Genomic DNA, 24,630 nt, shown 5'->3' with positions numbered 1-24,630 from the left:
GCCTGAGCCCGGCACCCGCCCAGCGCCCCGCCCGCTAGCCCGGCTGGTAGTCGAACCAGCGCACGATCGCCCGGCCGGTGCCGGTCCGGCCGTTGCCGGTGGCGTAGAGGCCGAGGTGGACCCCGACGAATCCGCCCGCGCGCTCGGTGCTGAAGAAGGCCCGCTCGACGGTGCCGAGGTCGGTCCAGCCGCCGGTGCCCGGGTGCCGGGCGCGGAAGGTGTAGCCGGCCTCGTCCGCCTCGACGGCCAGCTGTACCTCCCCCGGCGGGAGCGGGACGGCGGCCAGGCGGGTGCTCGTGCCCGCCTCCCTGACGGTCAGCACCGCCTGCGGCGTTCCCGCCCCGTCCACGGTGAGGGCGAGGGTGGCGTGCTGGTCCTGGCTCTGGAAGACGGCCAGGCCGGCCTCCTCGGACGGGTGCGCCGCCGCGAAGCCGATCTCGGCCCTGGCCTGGAAGCGGACGTGCTGCTGGCGCCGTCCGACGAAGGCGGGGACGCCGGTGGAGCCGAGCGGCTCGGGCGCCACGGTGATCTCCAGGCCGCCGGCGGCGGGTTCGACGAGGCCGGTGACCGGTCCGCGCAGGCTGTTCCACTCCAGCCCGAGCGGCGTCCCGGCGAAGCGGGTGCGGACCGCGGGTACGGCCTCCTCGGGCCGGGCGGAGGCGAGGCGGGGCAGGCGTTCCGTCAGGCGGACGCCGCCGGTCTCCGGGGCGAAGACCGGCCCGTGGGCGGTCCAGTCGACGGGCACGAGGAAGACCTCGCGGCCCAGCGTGTGGGTGCCCTCGATGGGGCGCACGCCGAGGGTCACCGCCCAGGTCTCGCCGTCGGGGGTGTCCACCAGGTCGACGTGGCCGACGTTGTGCACGGGCTCGTCCGGGCCGCGGTGCCGGTGGGTGAGCAGCGGGCTGCGCGGGTCGGTGACGTAGGGGCCGGTCACGGCATCCGAACGGGCGGCGGTGACGCTGTGGTTGCGTTCGGTGCCGCCCTCGGCGGCGATCAGGTGGTAGACGCCGTCGCGCTTGTACAGGTGCGGCGCCTCCACCCAGGCCCCGCGTACGGCACCGTGCCAGAGCACGTGGGTGGGGCCGACGAGCCGCAGCCGGTCCAGGTCGAGCTCGCGCATCCACAACTCGCCGGGGCCGCCGTCGCCGGGGGCGTCGCGGCAGGCGGTGAACCAGCAGCGGCCGTCGTCGTCGAAGAACAGCGACGGATCGATGCCCTCGGCCTCCAGCGGTACGGGGTCCGACCACGGCCCGGCGGGGTCGGTGGCGGTGACGACGAAGGTGAGGCTGCCCCGCCGGTCCACCGCCAGGGTGGAGACCACGTAGAAGGTGCCGTCGTGGTGGCGGATGGTCGGCGCCCACACGCCGTCGGAGACGTCCAGCCCGTGCAGCGGGAGCTGTCCCGGCCGGTTCAGCACGTGCGTGAGCTGCCGCCAGCGCACCAGGTCACGGCTGTGGAACAGGGGTAGGCCGGGATAGTACGCGAACGACGAGGTGACCAGGTAGAAGTCCGCGCCGACCCGGCAGATCGACGGGTCCGGATGGCAGCCGGGCAGGACGGGGTTGCGGAAGGTGGGCACGGGGGCAGGCTCCGGGAGGCTTGTTACAAGAGGGGGCTTGACAGCATGACAACGTTAACATCAGGTTAGATCCCAACGCACGAACCCGGCGTCCCGCCGCGGAACGCACCACCTTGCCGAGGAGCCCGTCCATGACCGCACCGACTCCCACCCAGCCCCGACCGGGGGGACACCGCCGCCGCACGCTGCTGGGCGCCGCCCTGGCGATCGCCCTGTCGGCGTCGCTGGCCGCCTGCTCCTCCGGCGACACCCCGTCGGAGAACGCGAGCGCGAGCGGGCCTGTCACGCTGGAGTTCTGGACCTGGAGCCTGAAGGGCAGCGACCCGGCGGCCAAGGCGATCGCCGACAAGTACCACCAGCTCAACCCGAACGTCACCGTCAAGCTGTCGGAGGTCGGCGGCACCACGGAGACCGCCTCCAAGCTGCTGGCGGCCGACCAGGCCGGCGACACCCCGGACGTGGTGCAGATCGAGTACCGCGGCCTGCCCGCCCTGGTGGTGGCCGGAGCCGTCAAGGACATCACCGCCGACGTGGCCGGCGCCAAGGCGAACGTCGAGCCCAACATCTGGGCCCAGACCACCTTCGGCGGCCAGGTCTACGGCGTGCCCCAGGACATCGGCCCGATGGTCCTCACCTACCGCAAGGACCTGTTCGACAAGTTCGGCGTCAAGGTCCCGGCCACCTGGGACGAGTACGCCGAGGCCGCCGCGCAGATCCGGAAGAAGGACCCCGAGGCCTACATCGCCAGCTTCGCCGCCAACCAGCTCGAGTTCTTCGCCGCGCACGCCGCGCAGGCGGGCGCGCAGTGGTGGAGCACCGACGGCAACGCCTGGAAGGTCGGCATCGACGGCGAGGCCTCGCTGAAGACCGCCGACTTCTGGCAGGACCTGGTGGAGCGGGACCTGGTCAAGGTCGAGCCGCTGCTCACGCCCGAGTGGAACGCCCAGGTCAACAACGGCAAGATCCTGAGCTGGGCGGCCGCGGCGTGGGCGCCGAGCGTGATCTACTCGGTGGCGCCGGACACCGCCGGCAAGTGGGAGTCCGCGCCGCTGCCGCAGTGGACGAAGGGCCAGGCCGCCGTGCCGTTCCTGGGGGGTTCCGCGTACCTGGTGCCGGCCAAGTCGCAGCACGCCCAGGAGGCCGCGAAGTTCGCCGCCTGGCTGGGCGCCTCCGAGGAGGGCTCCAAGCTGCTGCTCGGCCTCGACCTCTTCCCCGGCGGCAACGCCGGGCGGCAGGCGACCCTGACGCACGAGCCGCCGAAGCTGATGCCGCAGCAGAAGGACTTCTACCAGGTCACCGACCAGGTGATCAAGAACACCACGATCCCGGTGACGTGGGGCCCGAACGTGAACGTGGCGCAGACCGCCTTCGGTGACGTGCTCAACAAGGCCGCGCTCGACAAGACCTCCTTCCGCGCGGTCTACCAGGCCACGCAGCAGGCCGTCGTCGCCGACCTGCAGAAGTCCGGCTACACCGTCACCAAGTAGCCCGATCCCACTCTGGACGCCATCATGCCCGCCACCTCCGCCGGCCGTCGCCCGCGCCTGCGCGCCGCCGCCACCCCGTGGTTGTTCGCCACGCCCGCGATCGTGTTCTTCGTCCTGTTCCTGGTCATCCCGATCGGCTACGCCGTCTACCTGAGCTTCCGCGGCTTCCGCGTCGAGGGCGGCGGCGCGTTCGGGCGGCGGACGCAGGCGTTCGTCGGCCTCGAGAACTACCTCGCCGCGCTCACGGACCCCGAGTTCGTGGCCGGGCTCGGCCGGGTGCTGCTGTACGGGGTGATCGCCATCCCCAGCGTGCTCGGCCTGGCCCTGCTGTTCGCGCTGCTGCTCGACACCCCGAGGGTGCGGGCGCGCGGCTTCTCCCGGACGGCGATCTTCCTGCCGTACGCGGTGCCGGGCGTGATCGCCAGCCTGCTGTGGGGGTTCCTGTACCTGCCCAGCACCAGCCCCGTCTCCTACCTCGCCAGGCAGCTGGACGCCGGCCCGCTGGACTTCTTCGGCTTTCCCGCCCTGTACTTCTCGCTGGCCAACATCGCGCTGTGGTCCGGCGTCGGCTTCAACATGATCATCATCTTCACGTCGCTGCGCGCCATCCCCACCTCCATCTACGAGGCGGCCCGCATCGACGGGGCGAGCGAGCTGCAGATCGCCTGGCGCATCAAGATCCCGCTGGTGGCGCCCGCGCTCGTGCTCACCGGCCTGTTCTCGGTGATCGGCACCCTGCAGCTCTACAGCGAACCGGCCACGTTGCGGCCGATGACGACCACCATCAGCTCCACCTGGGTGCCGCTGATGAAGATCTACCAAGAGGCATTCGTGAACGACAACCTCGGCGGGGCCGCGGCCGCCTCCGTCGTGCTCGCGGCCGGCATCCTCGTCCTGTCACTCCTGCTGCTGCGCTTCTTCCAGCGCCGTACGTTCGGGGACAACGCATGACCGCCGTCACCTCCACCGGAGACCGCCAGTTCCGCCGCCGCCGCCGCCGTCCGCGCGCCGGGCGCCGGCCGCGGCTGCCGCTCGTGGTGCTGCTGCTCGGCGCGCTGTACTGCCTGACCCCCGTGGTCTGGGTGGTGATCGCCGCCTCCAAGTCGCCGCGCGAGCTGTTCACCACCTTCTCGTTCGCGCCCGGCAGCGGCCTGCTGGACAACCTGGCGAACCTGAGCGCCTACGGCGACGGCCAGTTCTGGCGGTGGGGGCTCAACTCGCTGCTCTACGCCGGCCTCGGCGCGGTGCTGTCCACGCTGGTGTCGGCCATGGCCGGGTACGCCCTGGCCAAGTTCCGCTTCCGCGGGCGCGAGGTGCTGTTCTCGGTGATCCTGGCCGGGGTGCTCGTGCCGGGCATCGTGCTGGCCGTCCCGCAGTACCTGCTGCTGGCGAGCGTCGGCCTGGCGGGGACCCACTGGTCGGTGCTGCTGCCGGTGATCATCAACCCGTTCGGCATCTTCCTGTGCCGGGTGTTCGCCAACGCCGCGGTGCCGGAGAGCACCCTGGAGGCGGCCCGCCTGGACGGGGCCGGTGAGCTGCGCATCTTCTGCACCATCGTGCTGCCCATGATGGTGCAGGGGCTGGTGACGGTGTTCCTGCTGCAGTTCGTCGGCATCTGGAACAACTTCCTGCTGCCCTTCATCATGCTCTCCGACCAGGAGAAGTATCCGATCACCCTGGGCCTGTACACGTTCCTGTCCAAGGGCGCGGGAGACAGCGACCTCTACCCGCTGGTGATCATGGGCTCGGCCGTGTCGGTCATCCCGCTGATCGCGCTCGTGCTGGTGCTGCAGCGGTTCTGGCGCGCCGACCTGCTGGCCGGCGGGCTGAAGGGATGAGCGGCCGATGAAGTTCACCGACGGGCTCTGGCAGCTCCGCCCCGGCGTCACCGCGCTGTACGCGGCCGAGGCGTACGACATCCAGGCCGAGCAGAACGCGGTCACCGTCACCGCGCCCACCACCGTCATCCACCGCCGGGGCGACACGCTCAACCGGCCGGTGCTCTCGCTGCGGCTGGACTCCCCGCTGGAGAACGTGATCCGCGTCCGGATCGACCACCACGTCAGCGACGGGCGCGGCTTCGACCTCGACGGCGCCGAGCCCGGCCACGGCCTGGTCAAGGCCGGCGAGAACGGCGCGACGCTCACCAGCGGCGCGCTCGGCGCGACCATCGCGCCGGGCGCCCCCTGGGACCTGACGTTCCACGCGGACGGCCGCCCGCTCACCTCCAGCGGCCACAAGTCCATCGGCTGCTTCCGCCTCGCCGCGGACGCGCAGACCGACCCGGGCCCGGTCGGCAAGCCCAGGACCGGCCCGTCGGCCCACCTCGCGCAGCAGCTCTCGCTGGGCGTCGGCGAGGTGGTCTACGGGCTCGGCGAGCGGTTCGGCCCGCTGGTCAAGAACGGCCAGACGGTGGAGATCTGGAACGCCGACGGCGGCACCTCCTCCGAGCAGGCCTACAAGAACGTGCCGTTCTACCTCACCAACCGGGGTTACGGCGTCTTCGTCAACCATCCGGGGCACGTGTCGTTCGAGGTGGGGTCGGAGGCTGTGCAGCGCGTCCAGTTCTCCGTCGAGGGCGAGAGCCTGGAGTACCTCGTGATCCACGGGCCGGACCCCAAGCGGATCCTGGAACGTTACACCGCGCTCACCGGCCGCCCCGCCCGGCTGCCCGCCTGGTCGTACGGCCTGTGGCTGTCCACCTCGTTCACCACCGACTACGACGAGCGGACGGTGACCTCGTTCATCGACGGCATGGCCGGACGCGACCTGCCGCTGTCGGTCTTCCACTTCGACTGCTTCTGGATGCGCGAGTTCAACTGGTGCGACTTCCAGTGGGATCCGCGCGTCTTCCCCGACCCCGAGGGCATGCTCGCCCGCCTGCACGCCAGGGACCTGCGCGTCTGCGTGTGGATCAACCCGTACATCGCCCAGCGCTCGCCGCTGTTCGCCGAGGCCGCCGCGCAGGGCTTCCTGCTGAGGCGGCCCGACGGGCCGGTCTGGCAGTGGGACCTGTGGCAGGCCGGCATGGGCCTGGTCGACTTCACCCACCCGGGCGCGCGGCGGTGGTTCCAGTCGAAGCTGCGCGGGCTGCTGGACCAGGGCGTGGACGCGTTCAAGACGGATTTCGGCGAGCGGATCCCGCTCGACGTCGCCTACTTCGACGGCTCCGCGCCCGAGCGGATGCACAACCTCTACACGCAGCTCTACAACGAGGCCGTGTTCGAGGTGCTGGAGGAGCGGCGCGGCAGGGGCGAGGCGGTGCTGTTCGCCCGGTCGGCGACGGCCGGCGGCCAGCGCATGCCGGTGCACTGGGGCGGTGACACGGGATCGACGTACGAGTCCATGGCGGAGACCCTGCGCGGCGGCCTGTCGCTGGCGTTCTCCGGCTTCTCGTTCTGGAGCCACGACATCGGCGGCTTCGAGGGCACCCCGGATCCCGGCGTGTTCAAGCGCTGGGTGGCCTTCGGGCTGATGTCCTCCCACTCCCGGCTGCACGGCTCGTCGTCCTACCGCGTTCCGTGGGCCTTCGACGAGGAGGCCGTCGAGGTGACCCGGCTGTTCACCAGGCTCAAGCTGCGCCTGATGCCGTACCTGTTCCAGGCGGGCGTCCAGGCGCACGAGACGGGGACGCCGGTGATGCGGCCGATGGCGATGGAGTTCCCCGGCGACCGTAACGCCGCCCACCTCGACACCCAGTACATGCTCGGCCCCGACCTGCTCGTCGCGCCCGTGTTCACCGCCGACGGCACCGTGGAGTTCTACCTGCCGGACGGCACGTGGACGAACTACCTGACGGGCGAGCGCGTGGAGGGCGGGCGCTGGTGCACGGAGAGGCACCCGTTCACCTCGATGCCGATCTACGTGCGCGAGGGCGCCGTGCTGCCCGTCGGCGCCAGGGACGACCGGCCGGACTACGACTACCTCGACGGCCTGACCTTGCGCGTCTACCCGGGCCCGGACGGCGAGACCACCGTCACCGTGACCGACCAGGCCACCGGCGCGCCGGCGCGGTTCACGGTCACCCGGTCCGGCGGCAAGGTCACGGTCTCCTCGTCCCGCGCCACAGGGTGGACCTACGACTGCGTATGAGGCTTTCGCCCTATATGATCACCTATCGTCACCGATATCCCCCTTAGCCTGCCGGGCACCGAACGATCACGGAGCTGCATGGACCCCGCCACGCGACGGCGCCGGCAGGCGCTGTTCCTGTTCTTCCTCCTCCCGGGAATCGCGATGTCGTCGTGGGTGACCCGCACCCCGGACCTCCGTGACCGCCTGGAGGCGTCCACCGCCCAGATGGGCCTGATCCTGTTCGGCCTGTCGCTCGGCTCCATGATCGGGGTCCTGTGCTCGGGACGGCTCGTCTCGCGGTTCGGGACCAGGCCCGTCATGGGCGTGGGCACCGCGCTGATCGTCGCCGGCCTGGCCGTCATCAGCGCCGGCAGCCTCCTGTCGTCCGCTCCCCTGGTGATGGCGGGCCTGTTCGCGTTCGGCGCGGGCATGGGCGGGGGCGAGGTCGCGATCAACGTGGACGCCGCCGACGTCGAGCGCATCACCGGCAGGACGACCATGCCCATCCTGCACGGCTGCTTCAGCCTGGGCACGGTCGTCGGCTCCGGCGCGGGCATCGCGGCCACCGCCGCCCGCCTGCCCGTGCACTGGCACCTGGCCGCCGTCACGCTGATGGCGGCCGCGCTGCTCCTGTACGCCATCCGCGCCATCCCGGCGGGCACCGGCGCCGGCTCCCCGGAGGAGGCAGGCTCCGGCCGGCCGCGGCAGCAGCTCTGGAAGGACACCCAGCTCGTCCTGATCGGCGCGATCGTCCTGGCGATGGCGCTGGCCGAGGGAGCCGCCAACGACTGGCTGCCGCTGCTCATGGTGGACGGGCACGGCGTGGACGCCACCGCCGGATCCCTCGTCTACACCGGCTTCGCCGCCGCCATGACCATCGGCCGCTTCGGCGGCGCCTACTTCCTCGACCGCTTCGGCCGCACCGCCGTCGTGCGCGCCAGCGCGGTGTCCGGAGCGATCGGGCTGCTCCTGGTGATCTTCTCGGACAGCGCCGTGCTGGCCGGCGCCGCCGTCCTGTTCTGGGGGCTCGGCGCCTCGCTGGGCTTCCCCGTCGCGCTGTCGGCCGCGGGCGAGACCGGGCCGGACGAGACCGCCCGCGTCAGCCTGGTGGCCACCATCGGCTACGTCGCCTTCCTCGTCGGGCCGCCCGGCCTCGGCTTCCTCGGCGACCACTGGGGCCTGCGCACCGCCATGCTCGTGGTGCTCGCCTTCATGATCTCCGCCGCCTTCCTCGCCCCCGCCGTCGACACCCGCGACCGCGTCGCCGCGATGCGGGATCAGCGCAGGTAGACGTCGGGCTGCGGCGGGCTGCCCATCCCGGCGTCGCGCCCGCCCGCAGCGGCGCCGGCCAGGTCCGGATCAGGGTAGCCCCGGCGGGAACTTGCTGGAGATCCACTGGATGGGATCACAATGGGCCATGGCCGACTTCACCCCGCTGCTGCCCGGTGACCCGGAGAGACTGGGCGGACTCGAACTCCTCGGCAGGCTCGGCGAAGGCGGGCAGGGCGTCGTCTACCTCGCCAGGACCCCCATGGACGTGCGCGTGGCCGTCAAGTGGCTGCTGCCGTCCGGGGAGGAGGGCTTCGAGCGGTTCCTGCGGGAGGCGGAGGCCGCCCAGCGGGTGGCGCCGTTCTGCACGGCGGCCGTGCTGAGCACGGGCGTCGAGCAGGGCAGGCCGTACATCGTCAGCGAGTACGCCGAGGGCCGCACGCTGGAGCGGATCGTCAGGGAGGACGGCCCGCTCGGGGGCGGCGACCTGGAACGGCTGGCCATCGGCACCGCCACCGCGCTCGCCGCGGTGCACGAGGCCGGCGTGGTGCACCGGGACTTCAAGCCCGGCAACGTCATCATGGGCGCCACCGGCCCGCGCGTGATCGACTTCGGCATCGCCCGCACGCTCGGCCCGGCCACCCTGACCAGCAGCACGCGGATCGGGACGCCCGCGTACATGGCTCCCGAGCAGGTCATGGGCCGTGGGGTGGGGCCCGCGGCCGACATGTTCGCCTGGGCGGGGACGATGGTCTTCGCGTCCTGCGGGCGGGTGCCGTTCGGCGGCGACGGCCCGCACACCGTGATGAGCCGGGTGCTCAACGCGCGGCCCGACCTGGGCTCGCTCGACGGGCTGCTGGGCGACCTGGTGCTGCGGTGCCTGGCCAAGGATCCGCGCAGCCGGCCGGCGGCCACGGAGGTGATCGCCTGCCTGCTGCGGAATCCGGAGCCGGGCACCGACCCGCTCGCGGCGGGCGCCAGGCAGGCCGCCGCCGGCGGCGCACCGGCCACCGGTCGTTCCAGGCCGCCACTCGCCGCGATCCTCGCCGCCGCGGGGGCCCTGATCGTCACGGCCGTCCTGGTGACGGCGCTGGCCCTGCCCGACCGGCCACGCCCACCGGCGCCCTCTGCGGCGGTGGCCACCACGCCGCCCGTCACGCCGCCCGTCACGCCGGCCGTCACGCCGGCCGAGCGAACGCTGCCCGGCGGCGCGATCACCCTGTACGAGCGCCCGTCCGAGCCGATCACCCTGACGGCGTACGAGGTCTACGACAAGAAGCGGGACGAGGACGTGGACTACGCCAGGCAGTCGCTGCGCGGCCCGTTCGAGACGTATCCCGGCAACCTGGAGTCGCTGGTCTCCCCCGACGGCCGCTTCCTCGCGGGCAGGCCGGACGACTACACCTCCGACGGCTACGACTCGCTCCTCATCACCGACAGGAGCGACGGCTCCAGCTTCCGGATCAAGACCGTGCGCAAGCCGCTGGACACCAGCCTCCGCGCCTGGTCCAAGGACAGCTCTAAGATCCTCCTCAACCTCGACAGGAAGACCGAGGACGAGCAGGGCGAGGACGTCTGGACCACCCTGGGCTTCGCCATCGTCGACGTGTCCCGGCGCGAGGCCGACGTGGTGCACGTGGCCGACGACTCCATCCGCGGCGGCAACTTCGGCTGGGACGGCGCCGAGCAGGGCGTGGTCGCCGTCTACGGGAAGAACGAGGGGCTGCGCTTCTTCGACGCCGACGGCAAGCGGGTGCGGGACGTCCCGGACGTCGGGTCGCCGGCGTCCGGCACCGTCGACCTCTTCTCCCCCTCGGGCAGGACGTTCGTGACGGACTGCCCGGGCGGCGACGACCACTGCCTGTGGGACGCGGCCACCGGCGAGCAGGTACGCAGGTTCTCCTCCGACTGCGACAAGGTGCTCGGCTGGTACGACGAGTCGCACCTGTACTGCTGGGAGAACGACAACGGCGGCCAGGATGAGATCCGCGTCGTGGCGTTCGACGGCAGGCTCACGCACAAGCTGCTGGAGGCCGCGGACGAGCTCGAGGTCTCGCCCTACTTCACGGTCACGCCCACGACCTCCTGAGACCCTGCCGTACGGGCCCGGTCAGCTCCGCTTCAGCACGCCGACCAGGCTGGTGAGGCTGTCCTGGCCGTGGCCGGCGCTGACGCCCCTGCGGAAGATCTCCAGGGCGGCGGCGGGCAGCGAGTCGTCGACGCCGGACGCCCGCGTGGTGCGCAGGACGTGCTCCAGGCTGGCCACGCCCATGGAGATCCGGTCGACGTCCCCCTCGTGGTGGCCGGCGGCGATGCGCGGCGCGTAGAACTCCAGGAAGTAGCGCAGGTCCATGGTCTTCACCGCCCGCGGCAGGAAGTCCGCCGCCGAGATGCCGTTGGCCTCCGCCACCGCCTGGCCGTGCAGGTAGCCGAGCAGCGCCGTCCAGAACATGTCGATCCCGATCTGGTAGTACAGCGCCGCCAGCCCGTGGTCCGCGCCGAGGTAGTCGATCCCGGTCAGCACCTCCAGGGCGGCCCGGTGCGCCTCGACGGCGTCCTCGGGGCCGCTGTAGTACGTCATGGCGTCCGGCGTGCCGATGGCCGGCGGCGGCACCTGGACGCCGCCGGTGATCTGCACGGCCCCGCGCCCGGCCAGCCACGCGGCCGCCCGGCGTGCCCTGTCGGGGGTGTCGGAGGTGAGGTTGGCCAGGGTGCGCCCGGCCAGCGCGGACTCGGGCGCCTGCGCGAGGATGGCGTCCATCGCGTCGTAGTCGGTCAGGCTCAGCACCACCAGCTCGTTCGCGGTGAGCGCCGCCTCCACCGACTCCGCCCGCCGCGCGCCCCGCGCCACCAGCTCGTCCGCCCTGGCGGGCGTGCGGTTCCACACGGTCACGTCGTACCCGTCGCGGAGGTAGGCGCCTGCCATGGCGCTGCCCATGGGGCCCAGCCCGATCACGGTCACCGACTTCATCAAGGTTCTCCCTACTAGAATGAACGCTCTATCTAGAAAGCAGACCGTAGCACAGCACTAGAACGAATGCTCTATCCAGTAGGATGCCCGTCATGAACGAGATCGGCACCCGCGAGCGGATCGTCCGGACGACCTCGCTGCTGATGCAGCGCCAGGGGTACGAGGCGACGGGCCTCAAGCAGATCTCCCAGGAGGCCAGGGCCACCCTGGGCTCGGTCTACCACTTCTTCCCCGGCGGAAAGCGGGAGCTCGCGGTCGAGGCGGTCCACCACGGCGGCGCGGAGTTCGCCGAGTTCCTGGCCGCGGCCTTCGACCGGGAGGACGACCCGGCCGCGGCGATCCTCGCCTGCACCCGCGACCTGGCGCGGGATCTGCGCGAATCCGGCTGGCTGGACGGCTGCCCGGTCACCACCACGGCGCTGGAGAGCGCCGGCCGGGTGCCGGAGCTCCAGCAGGCCGCCGAGGAGGCCTACGAGCGGTGGCGCTCGCTGGTCCGCGACAAGCTCACGCGCTCCGGCTTCGCCGCGGACGTGGCGCACGACCTCGCCCACACCGTGATCAACCTGCTGGAGGGGGCGGAGTTGTCGGCGCAGGTGTCGCAGAGCGAGGCGCCGCTGGAGATCGCGGGCGGTCATCTCGCCCGGCTCATCGACTCCTATCGATGAGCCCATCGACTCCTATCGGTGAGCCCTGAGCACCTCGGTGAGGGCCGAGATGCTGTGGTCACCGTGACCCGCCTCGGCCGCCCGCCGCACCAGGTCGTGCAGCGGGGCGAGCCAGGCCGTGTCGACGCCCGTCTCCCCGGTCAGCTCCAGGTCGTGGGCCGCGCCGGCGAGGAAGAGGTTCACGGAGGAGGCGGCGTCGGTGTAGTCACCGGCGTCGATCTCCCGGGCGTAGACCGGCAGCAGGGACTTGATCATGTCCAGCCACTTGCCGGCGAACCGCACCATCGAGCCGACCTCCAGCCCGCGCGCCTGGACGGCGGCGGCGCCCTGGAAGAATCCGGCCAGGGCGGGCAGCAGCATGGCGCCCACCGCCATCTCGTACAGGGCCGCGAGGTCGCTCTCGCCGCCGAGGTGGACGGTGTCGCCGCCCAGCACCTTCAGCGTCGCCTCGAACTCCTCGAAGACGGACCTGTCGCCGCTGTAGTAGAGCAGCGTGTCCGGCGCGCCCACGGCCGAGGGCACGTTCTTGACCGCTCCGGCCAGGAACCGGGCGCCGAGGCCGCCGGCCCATGCGGCCGTCTCGCGGGCTCCGGCCGGGGAACCGCTGTTGAGGGTGACCAGGGCCCGTCCGCGTAGCCGCGCGGCGGCCGGCTCCAGGGCCAGCCGGGTGTCGTCGAACGTGGTCAGGCAGGTGACGATCAGCGGGCCGGCCGCCACCGCGTCCTCGACGGCCGGCGCATGCCTGGCGCCCATGGCGACGAGGGGCGCGGCCCTGCTCGCGGTCCTGTTCCAGACGGTGGTCGGGTGGCCGGCCTCGGCGAAGGCGGCCGCCAGTGCCGTGCCCATCGAGCCCAGGCCGATCACGGTGACAGGTGTCATCTGCGTACTCCAGTCGGAGAAGTAGGGGGAGAGATGGATCCATGCTGGCCGGAGCACATGCATGACCTCAAGTACCTACTATTTCCCCGGGTACCGACCAGAATGTAAGTATGAAACGGACGTTCACGTGTGGGCTCGACGCCGCCATCGCCGTCATGGGAGGCAAGTGGAAGGGGCTGATCCTCTTCGCGCTGCAGGACGGCCCCCTGCGTTTCGGCGAGCTACGGCGCGCGGTCCCCGGCATCAGCGAGCGGGTGCTGATCTCTCAACTGCGCGAGATGGAGACCACCGGGCTGCTGCACCGCGAGGTGTACCACCAGGTCCCGCCGAAGGTGGAGTACTCGCTCACCGCCTTCGGCCGTTCGCTCAACGCGGCGATGGCGCCGCTGGGCGAGTGGGGCGAGGAGCACCTCGAACGCATCGAGGGCCTGCCCTGGGACGAGGTCAGGTGACAGGCGCGGCTCAGCGCGCCTCCTGGATGCGGACCAGGTTGCCCGCGGGGTCGCGGAAGGCGCAGTCGCGCACCCCGTACGGCTGGTCCGTCGGCTCCTGCACGACCTCCGCGCCGGCGGCCAGGACCTGCTGGTAGGTGCTCTGGAGGTCCGGCGTGGCCAGCATGATCCAGCCGAAGGTGCCCTTGGCCATCATCTCGGCGATGACGCGGCGCTCGTCGTCGGTGACGCCGGGATCGGCGGCGGGCGGCGCCAGCAGGATGGACGTGCCGGGCTGGCCGGCGGGGCCGACCGTGATCCAGCGCATCTTCCCGCGGCCGACGTCGCTGCGGACCTCGAAGCCGAGGGCGTCGCGGTAGAAGGCCAGGGAGGCGTCCGGGTCGTCGTGCGGAAGGGACGTGGTGTGAATGGTGATGTCCATGACGTCACGTTAGCCGGGGGGCCGCGACCTGCGCCGCCCGGCGCCTGATCGGCCTCGTCACCTGCTTGGCGACGCAGGACGGCAGGCCCGCGGTCGCCCGGGCGGCCTCACGCCGGTAGACGGTGGGCGGCACGCCGACCAGCTCGGTGAAGCGGGTGCTGAAGGTGCCCAGCGACGAGCAGCCGACCGCGAAGCAGACCTCGGTGACGGTGAGGTCGGCCCGGCGCAGCAGCGCCATCGCGCGTTCGATGCGGCGCGTCATCAGATACGCGTACGGCGACTCGCCGTACGCGCGCCGGAACTCGCGGCTGAGGTGGCCGGCCGACAGGTGCACGCCGCGGGCCAGCGCCTCGACGTCCAGCGGCCGGGCGTACTCCCGGTCGATCCGGTCCCGTACGCGCCGCAGCCGCGCGAGGTCGTTCAGGTGCTGCGCCGCCGCCAGGGCGCGGCTCCACGAGGGGTGGCACATGGGCTCTCCTTCCGGCCAGGTTCGCCAACCGTACGTCCGGGCGCGTGACCTGCGCTTCTCGATTCCTGATCAGCCGGGAGGGGCCGCCGGGCGGGAAGTGGGGGAAGCTCGACCCATGGACGACCCCCCAGTCGATCGTGTCGGCGCGCAGCTGCATTTCACCGAGGGCACGGTGGCCTACGCCGGGCACTTCCTGCACGAGCGGCGGCACCCGGTGCACACGCACAGCTTCATCGAGGTGGTCATGGTGACCGGCGGCGAGGGCGTGCACGTCTCGCTGGCCGGGCGCCGGCCCCTGGCCGTCGGCGACGTCATCCTGCTGCGGCCGGGCGTCTGGCACGGCTACGAGGACTGCCGGCGGCTCGACGTGTACAACTGCTGCTTCTCCAGCGAGCTGCTGCGGCACGAGCTGGCGTGGGCGCGCGAGGATCCGCTGCTCGACCACCTGCTGTGGATCGGGCCCTACTCGCTGCAGCGCCGCGGGATGCTGACGGCCCGGCTGGGCGCGGCGGCCGTCGCCGAGTGCGCCGAGCCCCTGGACGCGCTGGACCGGTTGCGGTTCCGGCCGCCCGGCCCGTACCGGAGCGAGATCATCGGGCGGCTCATCCAGTTCCTCGCCTGCCTGGCCAGGCTCGTGGACGGCGGCGGGACGGGCCCGGCCGCCGGGCACCGCCATCCGATGGTGGTGCGCGCCATGCGGCTGCTGGAGGCGGAGCCGACGCGGCCGTGGACGCTCGCCGAGCTGGCCGAGCGGCTGCACCTGAGCCGCGGCTACCTGGTGCGCCGGTTCAAGGCGGAGACGGGGCTGCCGCCGATGGCGTACCTGTCGAGGTTCCGCGTCGAGCGGGCGGCGGTCCTGCTGCTGCACAGCGACCAGTCGATCACGCGGATCGCCGAGGCGGTCGGCTGGCCGGACGCCAACCACTTCGCCCGGCGTTTCCGGGCGCACTACGGGATGAGCGCGTCGGCGTACCGGGCGAAGTTCAGCCGCACCGCGGTGCGGCTGAACTCGCTGATCGCGGAGGAGGCCGGCTGAGGTCAGCGCAGCACGAAGCGGTCCCGGAGGGTGGTGTCGAACGACGTGCCGACGCTGACGTGGTAGGCGCCCCTGGCGGTGGCCCACCTGCCGGTGGCGGCGTTCCAGTACTGCAGCAGGTGCAGGTCCTCGAGGTCGGCCGCGCTGACGTCGAGCCGCACGGTACGCGACTCGCCCGGCCGCAGGGTGACCTTCTGCCAGCCCAGCAGCCGCTTGGACGGCTCCTCCGCGGCGGCCGGCAGCTCGACGTAGGCCTGCGCCGTCTCGGTGCCGGTCCGGCGGCCGGTGTTCGTGAGGCGGAAGCTCACCCGCAGCCCGCCTCTCGCGGCCGTCACGTCCAGCCTGTCGTAGGCGAAGGTGGTGTAGGTGAGGCCGTGCCCGAACGGGAACAGCGGCTCGATGCCCTGGGCCGCGTACCAGCGGTAGCCGACCTGGAGGCCCTCGTCGTAGGCGACCTGCCGCGGCTCGGTGTTGCCAGGCGGGCGCACCACCGAGCCGTCGGAGAACGTGCCGGGGTAGCGCCGGGGGTCGCCGGCCGTCGGCAGGTCCGACTCGGAGCGGGGGAAGGTGTGCGGCAGCTTGCCGGACGGCGCGGTGTCGCCCCACAGCAGCCTGGCGATCGCCGGGCCCATCTCCTCGCCCGCGTACCAGACCTCCAGCACGCCCTTCACCGCGTCCAGCCACGGCATGAGCACGGGACCGCCGGTCTGCAGCACGACGACGGTGTCGGGGTTGGCCGCCGCGACGGCCGAGACGAGGGCGTCGCCGCCGCCGTCCAGGGAGAGGTCCGGCCGGTCGGCGAACTCGCCCTCGCGGTAGTGGCCGAACACGACGGCCACGTCGGCGGCGGCCGCGGTGGCCGCCGCGGCGGTGAGGTCGGCGCCGTCGGCGTAGGTGACGGTGGCGCCGGCGGCCTGGGCGCGGGCGGTGATGGCGTCGAGCGGGGCCTTGGCGGTGCAGGGGATGCCGGGCGCGGTGTGCAGGCAGACGCTGGAGGCGTCGATGTCGCCGGTGGCCGGGGTGTTGGCCGCCGTCGGGCCGATGACGGCGATCGTCCTGGCCGACCGGGTGAGCGGCAGGACGCCGGCGTTCTTCAGCAGGACGGATCCCCGCTCGGCCAGCTCGCGGGCCAGCGCCTGGCTCTGCGGGGTCGAGACGTCGGCGTCGGGCGCGCCGAGCCGCGGCACGTCGAACAGCCCGGAGGCGAGGTGGGCGCGCACGATCCGGTACGCGGCCTCGTCCACGTCGGCCTCGCTGAGGCGGCCCTGCGCGATCTGCTCCTTGATCGCCATCGGCGTCCAGTAGCGCCAGGCGTTGAGCTCCTGGTCCAGGCCGGCCCTGAGCGACGGCGGGTCCTCCGTGAGGTAGTGGCGGGCGCCGAAGTCGGTCACCACCCAGCCGTCGAAGCCGATCTCCCGCTTGAGTATGCGCCCGAGTAACTGGTGGGAGCCGCACGCCCAGTCGTGGTTGACCTGGTTGAAGGAGCACATGACGGAGCCGACGTCGCCGCGGTCGATGGCGATCTCGTACGGCAGGGTGTAGATCTCCCGCAGCGTGCGGCCGTCCACGTTGGAGGAGCTGTTGTTCCTGTCGGTCTCCTGCTCGTTGGCGACGAAGTGCTTGAGCTGGGCCTGCACCGGCTCGGCGGGGTTGGCGCCGACGCCCTTGCTGTACGCGCCGGCCATCAGCCCGGACAGCACGGGGTCCTCGCCCAGGTACTCCGACGTGCGCCCGCTGCGCGGGTCGCGGCCCGACGCGATGCCGGGGCCGAGCAGCACGTTGCGCTGCTTGCGCCAGGCCTCGTGCGCGATCGCGGCGCCCTTGTCGTACGCCAGCGCCCGGTCCCAGGACGACGACAGCGACACGTTCGCCGGGAAGACGGTCACCCCCGCGCCCGCGCCCGCGATCGCGGAGGGTGCGTCGGTGTACTGGATCGCAGGCGTGCACGGCACCTGCGGCGGCAGGGTGAAGGTGACGGGGACGAACTCGCCGGGCGGCAGCTCGCGCGGCGCGGCGGTGGTGAACGTGGTGCGCGCCGGGTCGTTGGCCGAGTGCTCGTCGAGCCAGCGTAGTTTCTGGTCCAGGGTGGAGGCGGCGAGCAGCGCGCGGGCCCGCCGCTCCGGTGACTTGGTCCGGTCCATCCAGGGCACGCCCGCGCAGTCGTCGCGGACGGCCGCCGCGCCGGTGCCCGTGGTGGTCAGTTGGACTCCCGGTGCCAGGACCGCCAGCACGGCCACGACCAGGGCGGCACGCGGTAAACGAGGTGCTTTCACGGGGCGCCTTCCAGGCTGTGAGGGGTTTCGGCCAAGCCACATCCTGCGTCGCCACCCGGCGCCCGGCTAGGCCGCGGTGCCCCGGCGCTAGCACGAAATGCACCCCTCCCCGAGGACGGCTAGGGTGCCGGCGGAGGCGCGGTGGAGCGGCGGGCCACGAGGGTCGGCGTGACGGAGAACCGCACCGCGGCGGTACGGCCGGCGATGCGTTCCAGCAGCAGCCGGCCGGCGGTCTTGCCCATGAGGGCGCCGTCCTGGTCGATGCTGGTGAGCGCGACGTGCGCGAGGCCGGTCATGCGGGCGTTGTCGTAGCCGGCCACCGAGATGTCGCCGGGCACGGTCAGGCCGGCCTCGTGGATGGCGGCGAGGGCGCCGAAGGCGGCCTGGTCGGCGCCGGCGAAGACGGCGGTGGGGCGCGGCTCGCGGGCCAGCAGCTCGCGGGTGCCCTCGTAACCCCCCTCCTCGGTGTAGGAGGTGGCGGCGACGGCGATGTGCCCGGCCAGGCCGTGCTCGGTCATCACCCGCTCGTAGGTGGTGGCCCTGATCGTGTGCAGCAGGGTGCCGGTGCGGCCGCCGAGGGAGTCCTTCTGGGTGATGTGCGCGATGCGGCGGTGGCCGAGGCCGATGAGGTGCTCGACCACCAGCTCGGCGCCGACCTCGTCGTCGTCGAGCACGCAGTCGTACAGGCCGGAGCGGTCGTGGCGGCCGAGCACCACGAGCGGGGTGCCCTTGGCCAGCTTCTCCAGCTGTGTCCTGGTGCAGACCGGGGCGACCCAGAGCACGCCGTCCACCTGCCGGTCCACCAGCGCGTCGCTCGCCCGCAGCTCGTCGGCGGGGTCGCGGCCGCCGCTCTGGACCATGATGGCCTGGTAGCCGCTGGCGGAGATCTCCTCGGTCAGGCCGTCGATGAGGTCGGCGAAGAACGGGTTGCGGATGTGCGGCAGCAGCACCCCGATGGTGAAGGTGCGCCCGCGCATGGCCCGGGCCGCGTGGTGCGGGCGGTAGCCGAGCTCGTCGATGGCGGCCTGCACCTTGGTCCGCATCGCCTCGCTGACGCCGTAGGCGTTGCGCAGCACCTTCGACACCGCGGTGGTGGACACCTGGGCGTGCCTGGCCACGTCCGTGATCGTCACCCTGCGCTGCCGGTCTCGTGTGACCATGTGCCGCCTCTCCTCGTCCCGACGTCGCCAGATTGTACGGATCCGCCGCCCCGAACGCGATGGGTAACGTTACCCAGCCAACCGGTCGGCGCTTCCATCAGCACTCCTCCCGGCGCGAGTAACGATGGGAGACCGTTACCCATCGAACCTCTTGACGCTCGGCCAGGTTACGCCTACGTTAACTCGCATCGGGGGGCGCTTAAAACGTTTCAACGAACCCGGAGGGGCGTTGTGAAGACCTCGCACCGCATGACCGGAGCGGCCCTGGCCGTTCTCGCGATGGCGGCTCTGACCTCGTGCGGCTCCAGCTCCGAGCCCGCGGCCGACGGCACCACCACACTGAAGTTCCTCGTCGACAACAGCCAGGCCACGGTGGACACCGCCAAGGCGCTCGCGGACGCCTTCATGCAGGCCAACCCGACCATCAAGATAGAGACGGAGACGCGGCCGGGTGGCAGCGAGGGCGACAACATCGTCAAGACCCGGCTCTCGACGGGCGACATGTCGGATGTGTTCTGGTACAACTCCGGGTCGCTGCTCCAGGCGCTCAACCCGTCCCAGACCATGGTGGATCTGACCGGCGATCCGGTGCTGCAGCACGTGCAGAAGGACTTCCTGCCCGTGGTGAGCCAGGACGGCAAGGTGTACGGCGTGCCCGCCGGCACGGCCATGGGCGGCGGCATCCTGTACAACCGCAAGGTCTACGAGCAGCTCAAGCTGGAGGTGCCGAAGACCTGGGCCGACTTCATGGCCAACAACGACAAGATCAAGGCGGCCGGGATCGCGCCGGTGATCGGCACGTTCAAGGACACCTGGACCTCGCAGCTGTTCGTCCTCGGCGACTACTACAACGTGCAGGCCGCGGTGCCGAGCTTCGCGCAGGACTACACGGCCAACAAGTCCAAGTTCGCCGCCACCCCCGCGGCGAGGGCCGGGTTCGACCACCTGGCCGAGGTGCACGCCAAGGGTTACATGCAGGAGGGCTTCGGCTCGGCCACCAACGACCAGGGCATGAAGATGCTGGTCGAGGGCAAGGGCGCGCACTACCCGATGCTGAGCGCCCAGCTCCCGCCGCTCGTGGCCACCATGCCGCAGGCCGCCACCGACGTGGGCTTCTTCGGCATCCCCGGCACCGACGCGGCCAAGAACGGCGCCACGATCTGGGAGCCGGCCGGCATCTACATCCCCAAGACGTCGGAGAACGTGGACGCGGCGAAGAAGTTCCTGGCCTTCATCGCCTCGCCGGCGGGGGCCGAGGCCACCAACAAGGCCGTCCAGCCGGCCGGGCCGTTCCGGATCACCGGGGCCAAGCTGCCCGAGGACGCCATCCAGGTGGCCAAGGACCTTCAGGTGTACGTGGACGAGGGCCGCACCGCGCCGGCGCTGGAGTTCGTCTCCCCGGTCAAGGGCCCGTCGCTGGAGCAGATCACGGTCGCCGTCGGCTCCGGGCTGACGCCGCCCGCCGAGGGCGCCGCCCAGTACGACAAGGACGTGGAGAAGCAGGCCAAGCAGCTGGGGCTGGCAGGGTGGTGACCAAGCAGGACGCCGGGCCCCGCACGGGGCCCGGCCCGGCACCCGGGCCGGGCCACGCCCGCGCCTCCCGCCGCAGGCGCGACTCGGCCTACCCGTACGCGCTGTACCTGCCGGCCGCCGTCGTGTTCGTGGTCATCTTCCTGGTGCCGACGGCGATGGCGTTCTACTTCGCGCTGACCCGCTGGACCCTGTTCGACAGCACCTTCGTCGGCCTGGACAACTTCCGCGACTTCCTCGCCGAGCAGAACCTGCGCATCGGCTTCCAGAACACCATCATCTACGCGGTCGTCACCAGCGGCCTGAAGGTCGTGCTCGGGCTGCTGCTCGGCGTGCTGCTCACCTCCCGGTTGCGGCTGCGCGGCTTCCTGCGCTCGGTGGTGTTCTTCCCGACGCTGGTCTCCACCGTCGCGGTCGGCATCACCTTCGCCATGCTGCTCAAGCCGCAGACCGGCCTGGTCAACCAGGCACTCGCGCTGGTCGGCGTCGACGGGCGCGACTGGCTCGGCGACGCGACCACCGCGCTGCTGTCGGTGGCGCTGGTGGACGTGTGGAAGGGCGTCGGCCTGGCCACCGTCATCTACATCGCCGGGATCATGTCGATCCCGCGGGAGTACTACCAGGCGGTGGCCGTGGACGGGGGCGGCGCCTGGCACCGCTTCCGGCACGTGACACTCCCCCTGAGCTGGCCCGCCACCTACTCCGTCATCATCCTGTCGTTCATCGGCGGCCTGCGCTCGTTCGACCTCATCTGGACGATGACCCGCGGCGGCCCCGGCTTCACCAGCGACACCATCGCCTCGATCATCTACAAGCAGTACCAGGCCGGCTTCTTCGGCCTGTCCACCGCCGGGAACGTGATCCTCTTCCTCGTCGTCACGGTCATCGCCGTGCCGCTCAACTACTACCTGGGCAAGAGGCAGGTGGCCGCATGAGAGCAGTCCGCAGGCTCGGCGCGGAAGCCGTCGTGCTGGTGCTGGCCACCGTGATCTTCCTGGTGCCGTTCGCGCTCATGCTGCTGACCGCGGTCAAGGACCAGACGCAGGCCACCGACCTGGACTTCGCCTGGCCGACGAGCTGGCCGGTCGTGGAGAACTTCCTGGCCGTGATCGAGGCCCGCGACTACGTGCTGCTGCGCGCCTACGTCAACAGCACCATCATCACCGTCGCCTCGGTCACCCTGCTGGTCGTCTTCGGCGCCATGGCCGCGTTCGTGCTGCAACGCCGGCCCGGCAAGGTCGCCAAGCTGGCCGACTTCCTGGTGCTGTCCGGGCTGATCATCCCGCCCGCGGTGGTGCCGACCATCTGGCTGCTGCAGGCCATCGGCCTGTTCAAGACGCTGCCCGGGATGATCCTGGCCGAGGTGGCCTTCCACCTGTCGTTCGCGATGCTGCTGTTCCGCGCGTTCATCGCGGCGATCCCGCGCGAGCTGGACGAGGCCGCCCAGATCGACGGATGCAGCGGCTTCCGGCTGTTCTTCCGGGTCATCTTCCCGCTGCTGCGGCCGGTCACCATCACGGTCATCCTGGTCAGCTCGGTGAACATCTTCAACGACTTCGTCAACCCGCTCTACCTGCTGCCAGGCGACGAGAACGCCACCGTGCAGGTGACCCTCTACAACTTCCAGAGCCAGTACAACACACAGTGGAACCTGCTTTTCATGGACATCGTGCTGATCACGATCCCGCCGCTGCTGCTGTTCGTCTTCTTCAACCGCAAGATCGTCGCCGGCATGACCGCCGGCGCCATCAAGGGCTAAGGAGCGCCTTGCTCAACATCACCGCGCCTGCTTTCGAACACCACTCCGAGCCGCTCGGCATCGGCGAGAGCGGGCCCCGCCTGTCCTGGACCGTCACCACCGACACCCCCGGCTGGACGCAGGCCGGCTACGAGATCGAGCTCGGCGACGGCACCGCCACCGGCCGCGTCGAGTCCGCCGAGTCGGTTCTGGTGCCCTGGCCGGGCACGCCGCTGGGCTCGCGCGAGCGGCGTGGTGCCCGGGTGCGGGTGCACGGCGCCGACGGCTCGGCCAGCGACTGGAGCCCCTGGTCGTACGTGGAGGCCGGGCTGCTGGAGCCCGCCGACTGGCAGGCCTCGGCCGCCGCGCCGCCGCAGGAGCTGCTGGGCGGGCCCGACGGGCCCGCGCTGCTGCTGCGCCGCGACTTCACGGTCAGGGCGCCCCTCGCCCGCGCCCGCCTCTACATCACCGCGTACGGCCTGTACGAGGCCGAGCTGAACGGCCAGGTGGTCGGCGACGACGTGCTGGCCCCCGGCTGGACCAGCTACGGCCACCGCCTGCGCTACCGCACCCACGACGTCACCGAGCTGCTCCGCGAGGGCGCCAACACGATCGGCGCGAGCCTCGCCGACGGCTGGTGGCGCGGCCGCATCGGCTTCCTCGGCGGCAAGACGAACCTCTACGGCGACCGCACCGCCCTCATCGCCCAGCTCGAGCTCACCTACGCCGACGGCACCACGGACGTCGTGGCCACCGACGGGTCCTGGCGCTGCGCCTCCGGCCCGGTCACCGCCGCCAGCCTGTACGACGGGGAGACCTGCGACGCCCGCCTGGAGCCGGCCGGCTGGTCGCGGCCCGGCTTCGACGACTCCGCCTGGCTGCCCGCCGACGCGCTCGCCCACGACCCCGCGCTCCTGGTCGCCCCGACCGGCCCGCCCGTGCGGCGTACGCAGACGCTGGCCCCGGTCGACGTGCTGACCGGCCCCGCCGGCGAGACCATCCTCGACTTCGGCCAGAACATCGCCGGCCGCCTGCGCATCCGCGTCCAGGGCCCGGCCGGGCACACGGTCTCGATGCGGCACGCCGAGGTCCTGGAGAACGGCGCCCTCGCGCTGCGCCCGCTGCGCGCCGCCGCCGCGCTCGACCGGTACACCCTGCGCGGCGACGCCGAGCCGGAGGCCTACGAGCCGCGCTTCACCACGCACGGCTTCCGGTACGCCCAGCTCGACGACTGGCCGGGAGAGCTCCGGCCGGAGGACGTCGTGGCGGTCGTCTGCCACACCGACATGCGCCCCATCGGCACGTTCGACTGCTCCGACCCGCTGCTGAACCGGCTGCACGACAACGTCCGCTGGAGCATGCGCGGCAACTACGTCGACCTGCCCACCGACTGCCCGCAACGCGACGAACGCCTCGGCTGGACCGGCGACATCCAGGTCTTCGCGCCCACCGCCGCCTTCCTCTACGACTGCGCGGGCCCGCTGGCCTCGTGGCTGGCCGACCTCGCCGCCGAGCAGGCCGAGCACGGCACCGTGCCGCACTACGTGCCGTGGGTGCCCCTGGCGTTCGGCGTCTCCCCCACCGCCGCCTGGGGCGACGCCGCCGTGCTCGTCCCCTGGACGTTGTACCAGCGCACCGGTGACCTGGGCCTGCTGGAGCGCCAGTACCCCAGCATGAGCGCGTGGGTCGACCAGGTCGCGTCCCTCACCAGGGATCACCTGTGGGACGAGGGCTTCCAGTTCGGCGACTGGCTCGACCCGGCCGCTCCCCCGGACCAGCCCGGCAAGGCCCGCACCGACCACGCGCTCGTGGCCACCGCCTACCACGCCTGGTCCGCGCGGGTCGTGGCGGACACCGCGGACCTGCTCGGCCACGCCGCGGACGCGGCCCGCTACGCCGGTCTGGCCGCTCAGGTGCGCGCCGCGTTCCAGCGCGAGTTCGTCACCCCGTCGGGACGGCTGGCCTGCGACACGCAGACCGCCTACGCCCTGGCCCTCACCCTCGACCTGCTCGACGACCCCGGGCAACGCCGGCGCGCCGGGCGCAGGCTGGTGCAGCTCGTCGCCGCCGACGACCACCGCATCGGCACCGGCTTCGTCGGCACCCCGCTCATCTGCGACGCCCTCTGCTCCATCGGCGCCCACGACACCGCCTACGAGCTGCTGCTGCAACGCGCGTGCCCGTCCTGGCTCTACCCCGTCACCATGGGCGCCACCACCATCTGGGAACGCTGGGACAGCCTCCTGCCCGACGGCACCGTCAATCCCGGCGAGATGACCTCCTTCAACCACTACGCCCTCGGCGCCATCGCCGACTGGATGCACCGCACGATCGCCGGCCTCGCCCCCGCCGCCCCCGGCTACCGCCGCCTGCGCATCGCCCCCCGCCCCGGCGGCGGCCTCACCCACGCCTCCGCCTCCCTCGACACCCCCTACGGGCCGGCCTCGGTCTCCTGGAGCAGGAAGGACGGTGCCCTGACCGTCACCGCGACCGTCCCCCCCGGCACGACCGCGGAGGTGGACCTGCCGGGGGCCGGCCCGCAGGAGGTGGGGGCCGGCACCCACACGTTCGTCGTCTGAACCCGAAGCCCCGTCATCGGGCCGGCAGGGCTCCCTGCCGGCCCGGGA

Annotated in this window: 20 protein-coding genes; 13 read left to right on the top strand and 7 right to left on the bottom strand. The window is 72.0% G+C overall.

Features of this window, described 5'->3' with window-relative positions:
• Window positions 1–34: 34 nt before the first annotated feature.
• On the bottom strand, window positions 35–1,579 hold the full coding sequence (locus tag HD593_RS64445; RefSeq protein ID WP_185104112.1) for a glycoside hydrolase family 43 protein: 1,545 nt from the start codon (window positions 1,577–1,579) through the stop codon (window positions 35–37).
• Window positions 1,580–1,710: 131 nt separating this feature from the next.
• On the opposite strand from HD593_RS64445, the gene HD593_RS22530 reads away from it, so the two are divergent.
• The 6 genes from HD593_RS22530 (at window position 1,711) to HD593_RS22505 (ending at window position 10,498) form a co-directional block, all read left to right on the top strand.
• Entirely contained in the window at window positions 1,711–3,066 is a 1,356-nt protein-coding gene (locus HD593_RS22530) for an ABC transporter substrate-binding protein (RefSeq protein ID WP_185104111.1), read from the top strand.
• Between the two features lie 24 nt (window positions 3,067–3,090).
• Entirely contained in the window at window positions 3,091–4,017 is a 927-nt protein-coding gene (locus HD593_RS22525; protein ID WP_185104110.1) for a carbohydrate ABC transporter permease, read from the top strand.
• The gene (locus tag HD593_RS22520) at window positions 4,014–4,904 is read left to right on the top strand and encodes a carbohydrate ABC transporter permease (RefSeq protein ID WP_185104109.1); all 891 of its coding nucleotides are present in this window, start codon (window positions 4,014–4,016) and stop codon (window positions 4,902–4,904) included. Before HD593_RS22525 ends, HD593_RS22520 begins: the two co-directional genes overlap by 4 nt.
• Before the next feature lie 7 nt (window positions 4,905–4,911).
• The gene (yicI, locus tag HD593_RS22515) at window positions 4,912–7,158 is read left to right on the top strand and encodes an alpha-xylosidase (protein WP_185104108.1); all 2,247 of its coding nucleotides are present in this window, start codon (window positions 4,912–4,914) and stop codon (window positions 7,156–7,158) included.
• Between the two features lie 78 nt (window positions 7,159–7,236).
• Complete coding sequence (locus HD593_RS22510) at window positions 7,237–8,430, top strand: MFS transporter (RefSeq protein WP_185104107.1); 1,194 nt, start codon at window positions 7,237–7,239, stop codon at window positions 8,428–8,430.
• Between the two features lie 109 nt (window positions 8,431–8,539).
• Window positions 8,540–10,498 carry a serine/threonine-protein kinase gene (locus HD593_RS22505; RefSeq protein ID WP_185104106.1) on the top strand — a complete coding sequence of 653 codons (1,959 nt, stop codon included), beginning with the start codon at window positions 8,540–8,542 and terminating at the stop codon, window positions 10,496–10,498.
• Window positions 10,499–10,519: 21 nt separating this feature from the next.
• On the opposite strand, the gene HD593_RS22500 is transcribed toward HD593_RS22505, so the two are convergent.
• Entirely contained in the window at window positions 10,520–11,380 is an 861-nt protein-coding gene (locus HD593_RS22500; RefSeq protein WP_185104105.1) for an NAD(P)-dependent oxidoreductase, read from the bottom strand.
• Window positions 11,381–11,472: 92 nt separating this feature from the next.
• Between HD593_RS22500 and HD593_RS22495 the strand changes: the two genes are divergently transcribed.
• The gene (locus tag HD593_RS22495; RefSeq protein WP_246546678.1) at window positions 11,473–12,045 is read left to right on the top strand and encodes a TetR/AcrR family transcriptional regulator; all 573 of its coding nucleotides are present in this window, start codon (window positions 11,473–11,475) and stop codon (window positions 12,043–12,045) included.
• Between the two features lie 12 nt (window positions 12,046–12,057).
• Here HD593_RS22495 and HD593_RS22490 read toward each other — a convergent pair whose 3' ends face one another.
• Window positions 12,058–12,924, bottom strand: a complete 867-nt coding sequence (locus tag HD593_RS22490) for an NAD(P)-dependent oxidoreductase (RefSeq protein ID WP_185104103.1) — start codon at window positions 12,922–12,924, stop codon at window positions 12,058–12,060.
• A gap of 110 nt (window positions 12,925–13,034) precedes the next feature.
• Between HD593_RS22490 and HD593_RS22485 the strand changes: the two genes are divergently transcribed.
• Window positions 13,035–13,376, top strand: a complete 342-nt coding sequence (locus HD593_RS22485) for a winged helix-turn-helix transcriptional regulator (RefSeq protein ID WP_185104102.1) — start codon at window positions 13,035–13,037, stop codon at window positions 13,374–13,376.
• A 10-nt stretch (window positions 13,377–13,386) separates the two neighbouring features.
• Here HD593_RS22485 and HD593_RS22480 read toward each other — a convergent pair whose 3' ends face one another.
• A complete protein-coding gene (locus HD593_RS22480) occupies window positions 13,387–13,797 on the bottom strand; it encodes a VOC family protein (RefSeq protein WP_185104101.1) in 411 nt (136 codons plus the stop codon).
• A gap of 4 nt (window positions 13,798–13,801) precedes the next feature.
• Window positions 13,802–14,266, bottom strand: a complete 465-nt coding sequence (locus HD593_RS22475; RefSeq protein WP_185104100.1) for a helix-turn-helix transcriptional regulator — start codon at window positions 14,264–14,266, stop codon at window positions 13,802–13,804.
• 115 nt (window positions 14,267–14,381) lie between these two features.
• On the opposite strand from HD593_RS22475, the gene HD593_RS22470 reads away from it, so the two are divergent.
• On the top strand, window positions 14,382–15,302 hold the full coding sequence (locus tag HD593_RS22470) for an AraC family transcriptional regulator (RefSeq protein WP_185104099.1): 921 nt from the start codon (window positions 14,382–14,384) through the stop codon (window positions 15,300–15,302).
• 2 nt (window positions 15,303–15,304) lie between these two features.
• Here the strand turns inward: HD593_RS22470 and HD593_RS22465 are convergent, their stop codons facing one another.
• Window positions 15,305–17,575: a beta-glucosidase gene (locus tag HD593_RS22465; RefSeq protein ID WP_185104098.1), complete on the bottom strand. Its 2,271-nt coding sequence runs from the start codon at window positions 17,573–17,575 to the stop codon at window positions 15,305–15,307.
• Window positions 17,576–17,694: 119 nt separating this feature from the next.
• Window positions 17,695–18,735 (bottom strand): LacI family DNA-binding transcriptional regulator, encoded by a 1,041-nt coding sequence (locus HD593_RS22460; protein ID WP_185104097.1) that lies wholly within the window; start codon window positions 18,733–18,735, stop codon window positions 17,695–17,697.
• Between the two features lie 231 nt (window positions 18,736–18,966).
• Here HD593_RS22460 and HD593_RS22455 point away from each other — a divergent pair, with 231 nt between their 5' ends.
• The 4 genes from HD593_RS22455 to HD593_RS22440 are packed head-to-tail and all read left to right on the top strand — an operon-like array spanning window position 18,967 to window position 24,582.
• Window positions 18,967–20,268, top strand: a complete 1,302-nt coding sequence (locus tag HD593_RS22455) for an ABC transporter substrate-binding protein (RefSeq protein WP_221524887.1) — start codon at window positions 18,967–18,969, stop codon at window positions 20,266–20,268.
• Window positions 20,265–21,200, top strand: coding sequence for a carbohydrate ABC transporter permease (locus HD593_RS22450; RefSeq protein WP_221524886.1), 936 nt, complete (start codon window positions 20,265–20,267; stop codon window positions 21,198–21,200). Before HD593_RS22455 ends, HD593_RS22450 begins: the two co-directional genes overlap by 4 nt.
• A complete protein-coding gene (locus HD593_RS22445) occupies window positions 21,197–22,024 on the top strand; it encodes a carbohydrate ABC transporter permease (RefSeq protein WP_185104096.1) in 828 nt (275 codons plus the stop codon). The genes HD593_RS22450 and HD593_RS22445 overlap by 4 nt, the downstream gene beginning before the upstream one ends.
• A gap of 8 nt (window positions 22,025–22,032) precedes the next feature.
• Window positions 22,033–24,582 (top strand): glycoside hydrolase family 78 protein, encoded by a 2,550-nt coding sequence (locus tag HD593_RS22440; protein ID WP_185104095.1) that lies wholly within the window; start codon window positions 22,033–22,035, stop codon window positions 24,580–24,582.
• The last annotated feature ends 48 nt before the right edge of the window (window positions 24,583–24,630 follow it).

The organism is Nonomuraea rubra (genome assembly GCF_014207985.1).
In the GTDB taxonomy this organism is placed as follows: Bacteria; Actinomycetota; Actinomycetes; order Streptosporangiales; family Streptosporangiaceae; genus Nonomuraea; species Nonomuraea rubra.
Note: the sequence above shows the minus strand (reverse complement) of the source record. Positions and strands in the feature narration are given on the sequence as shown.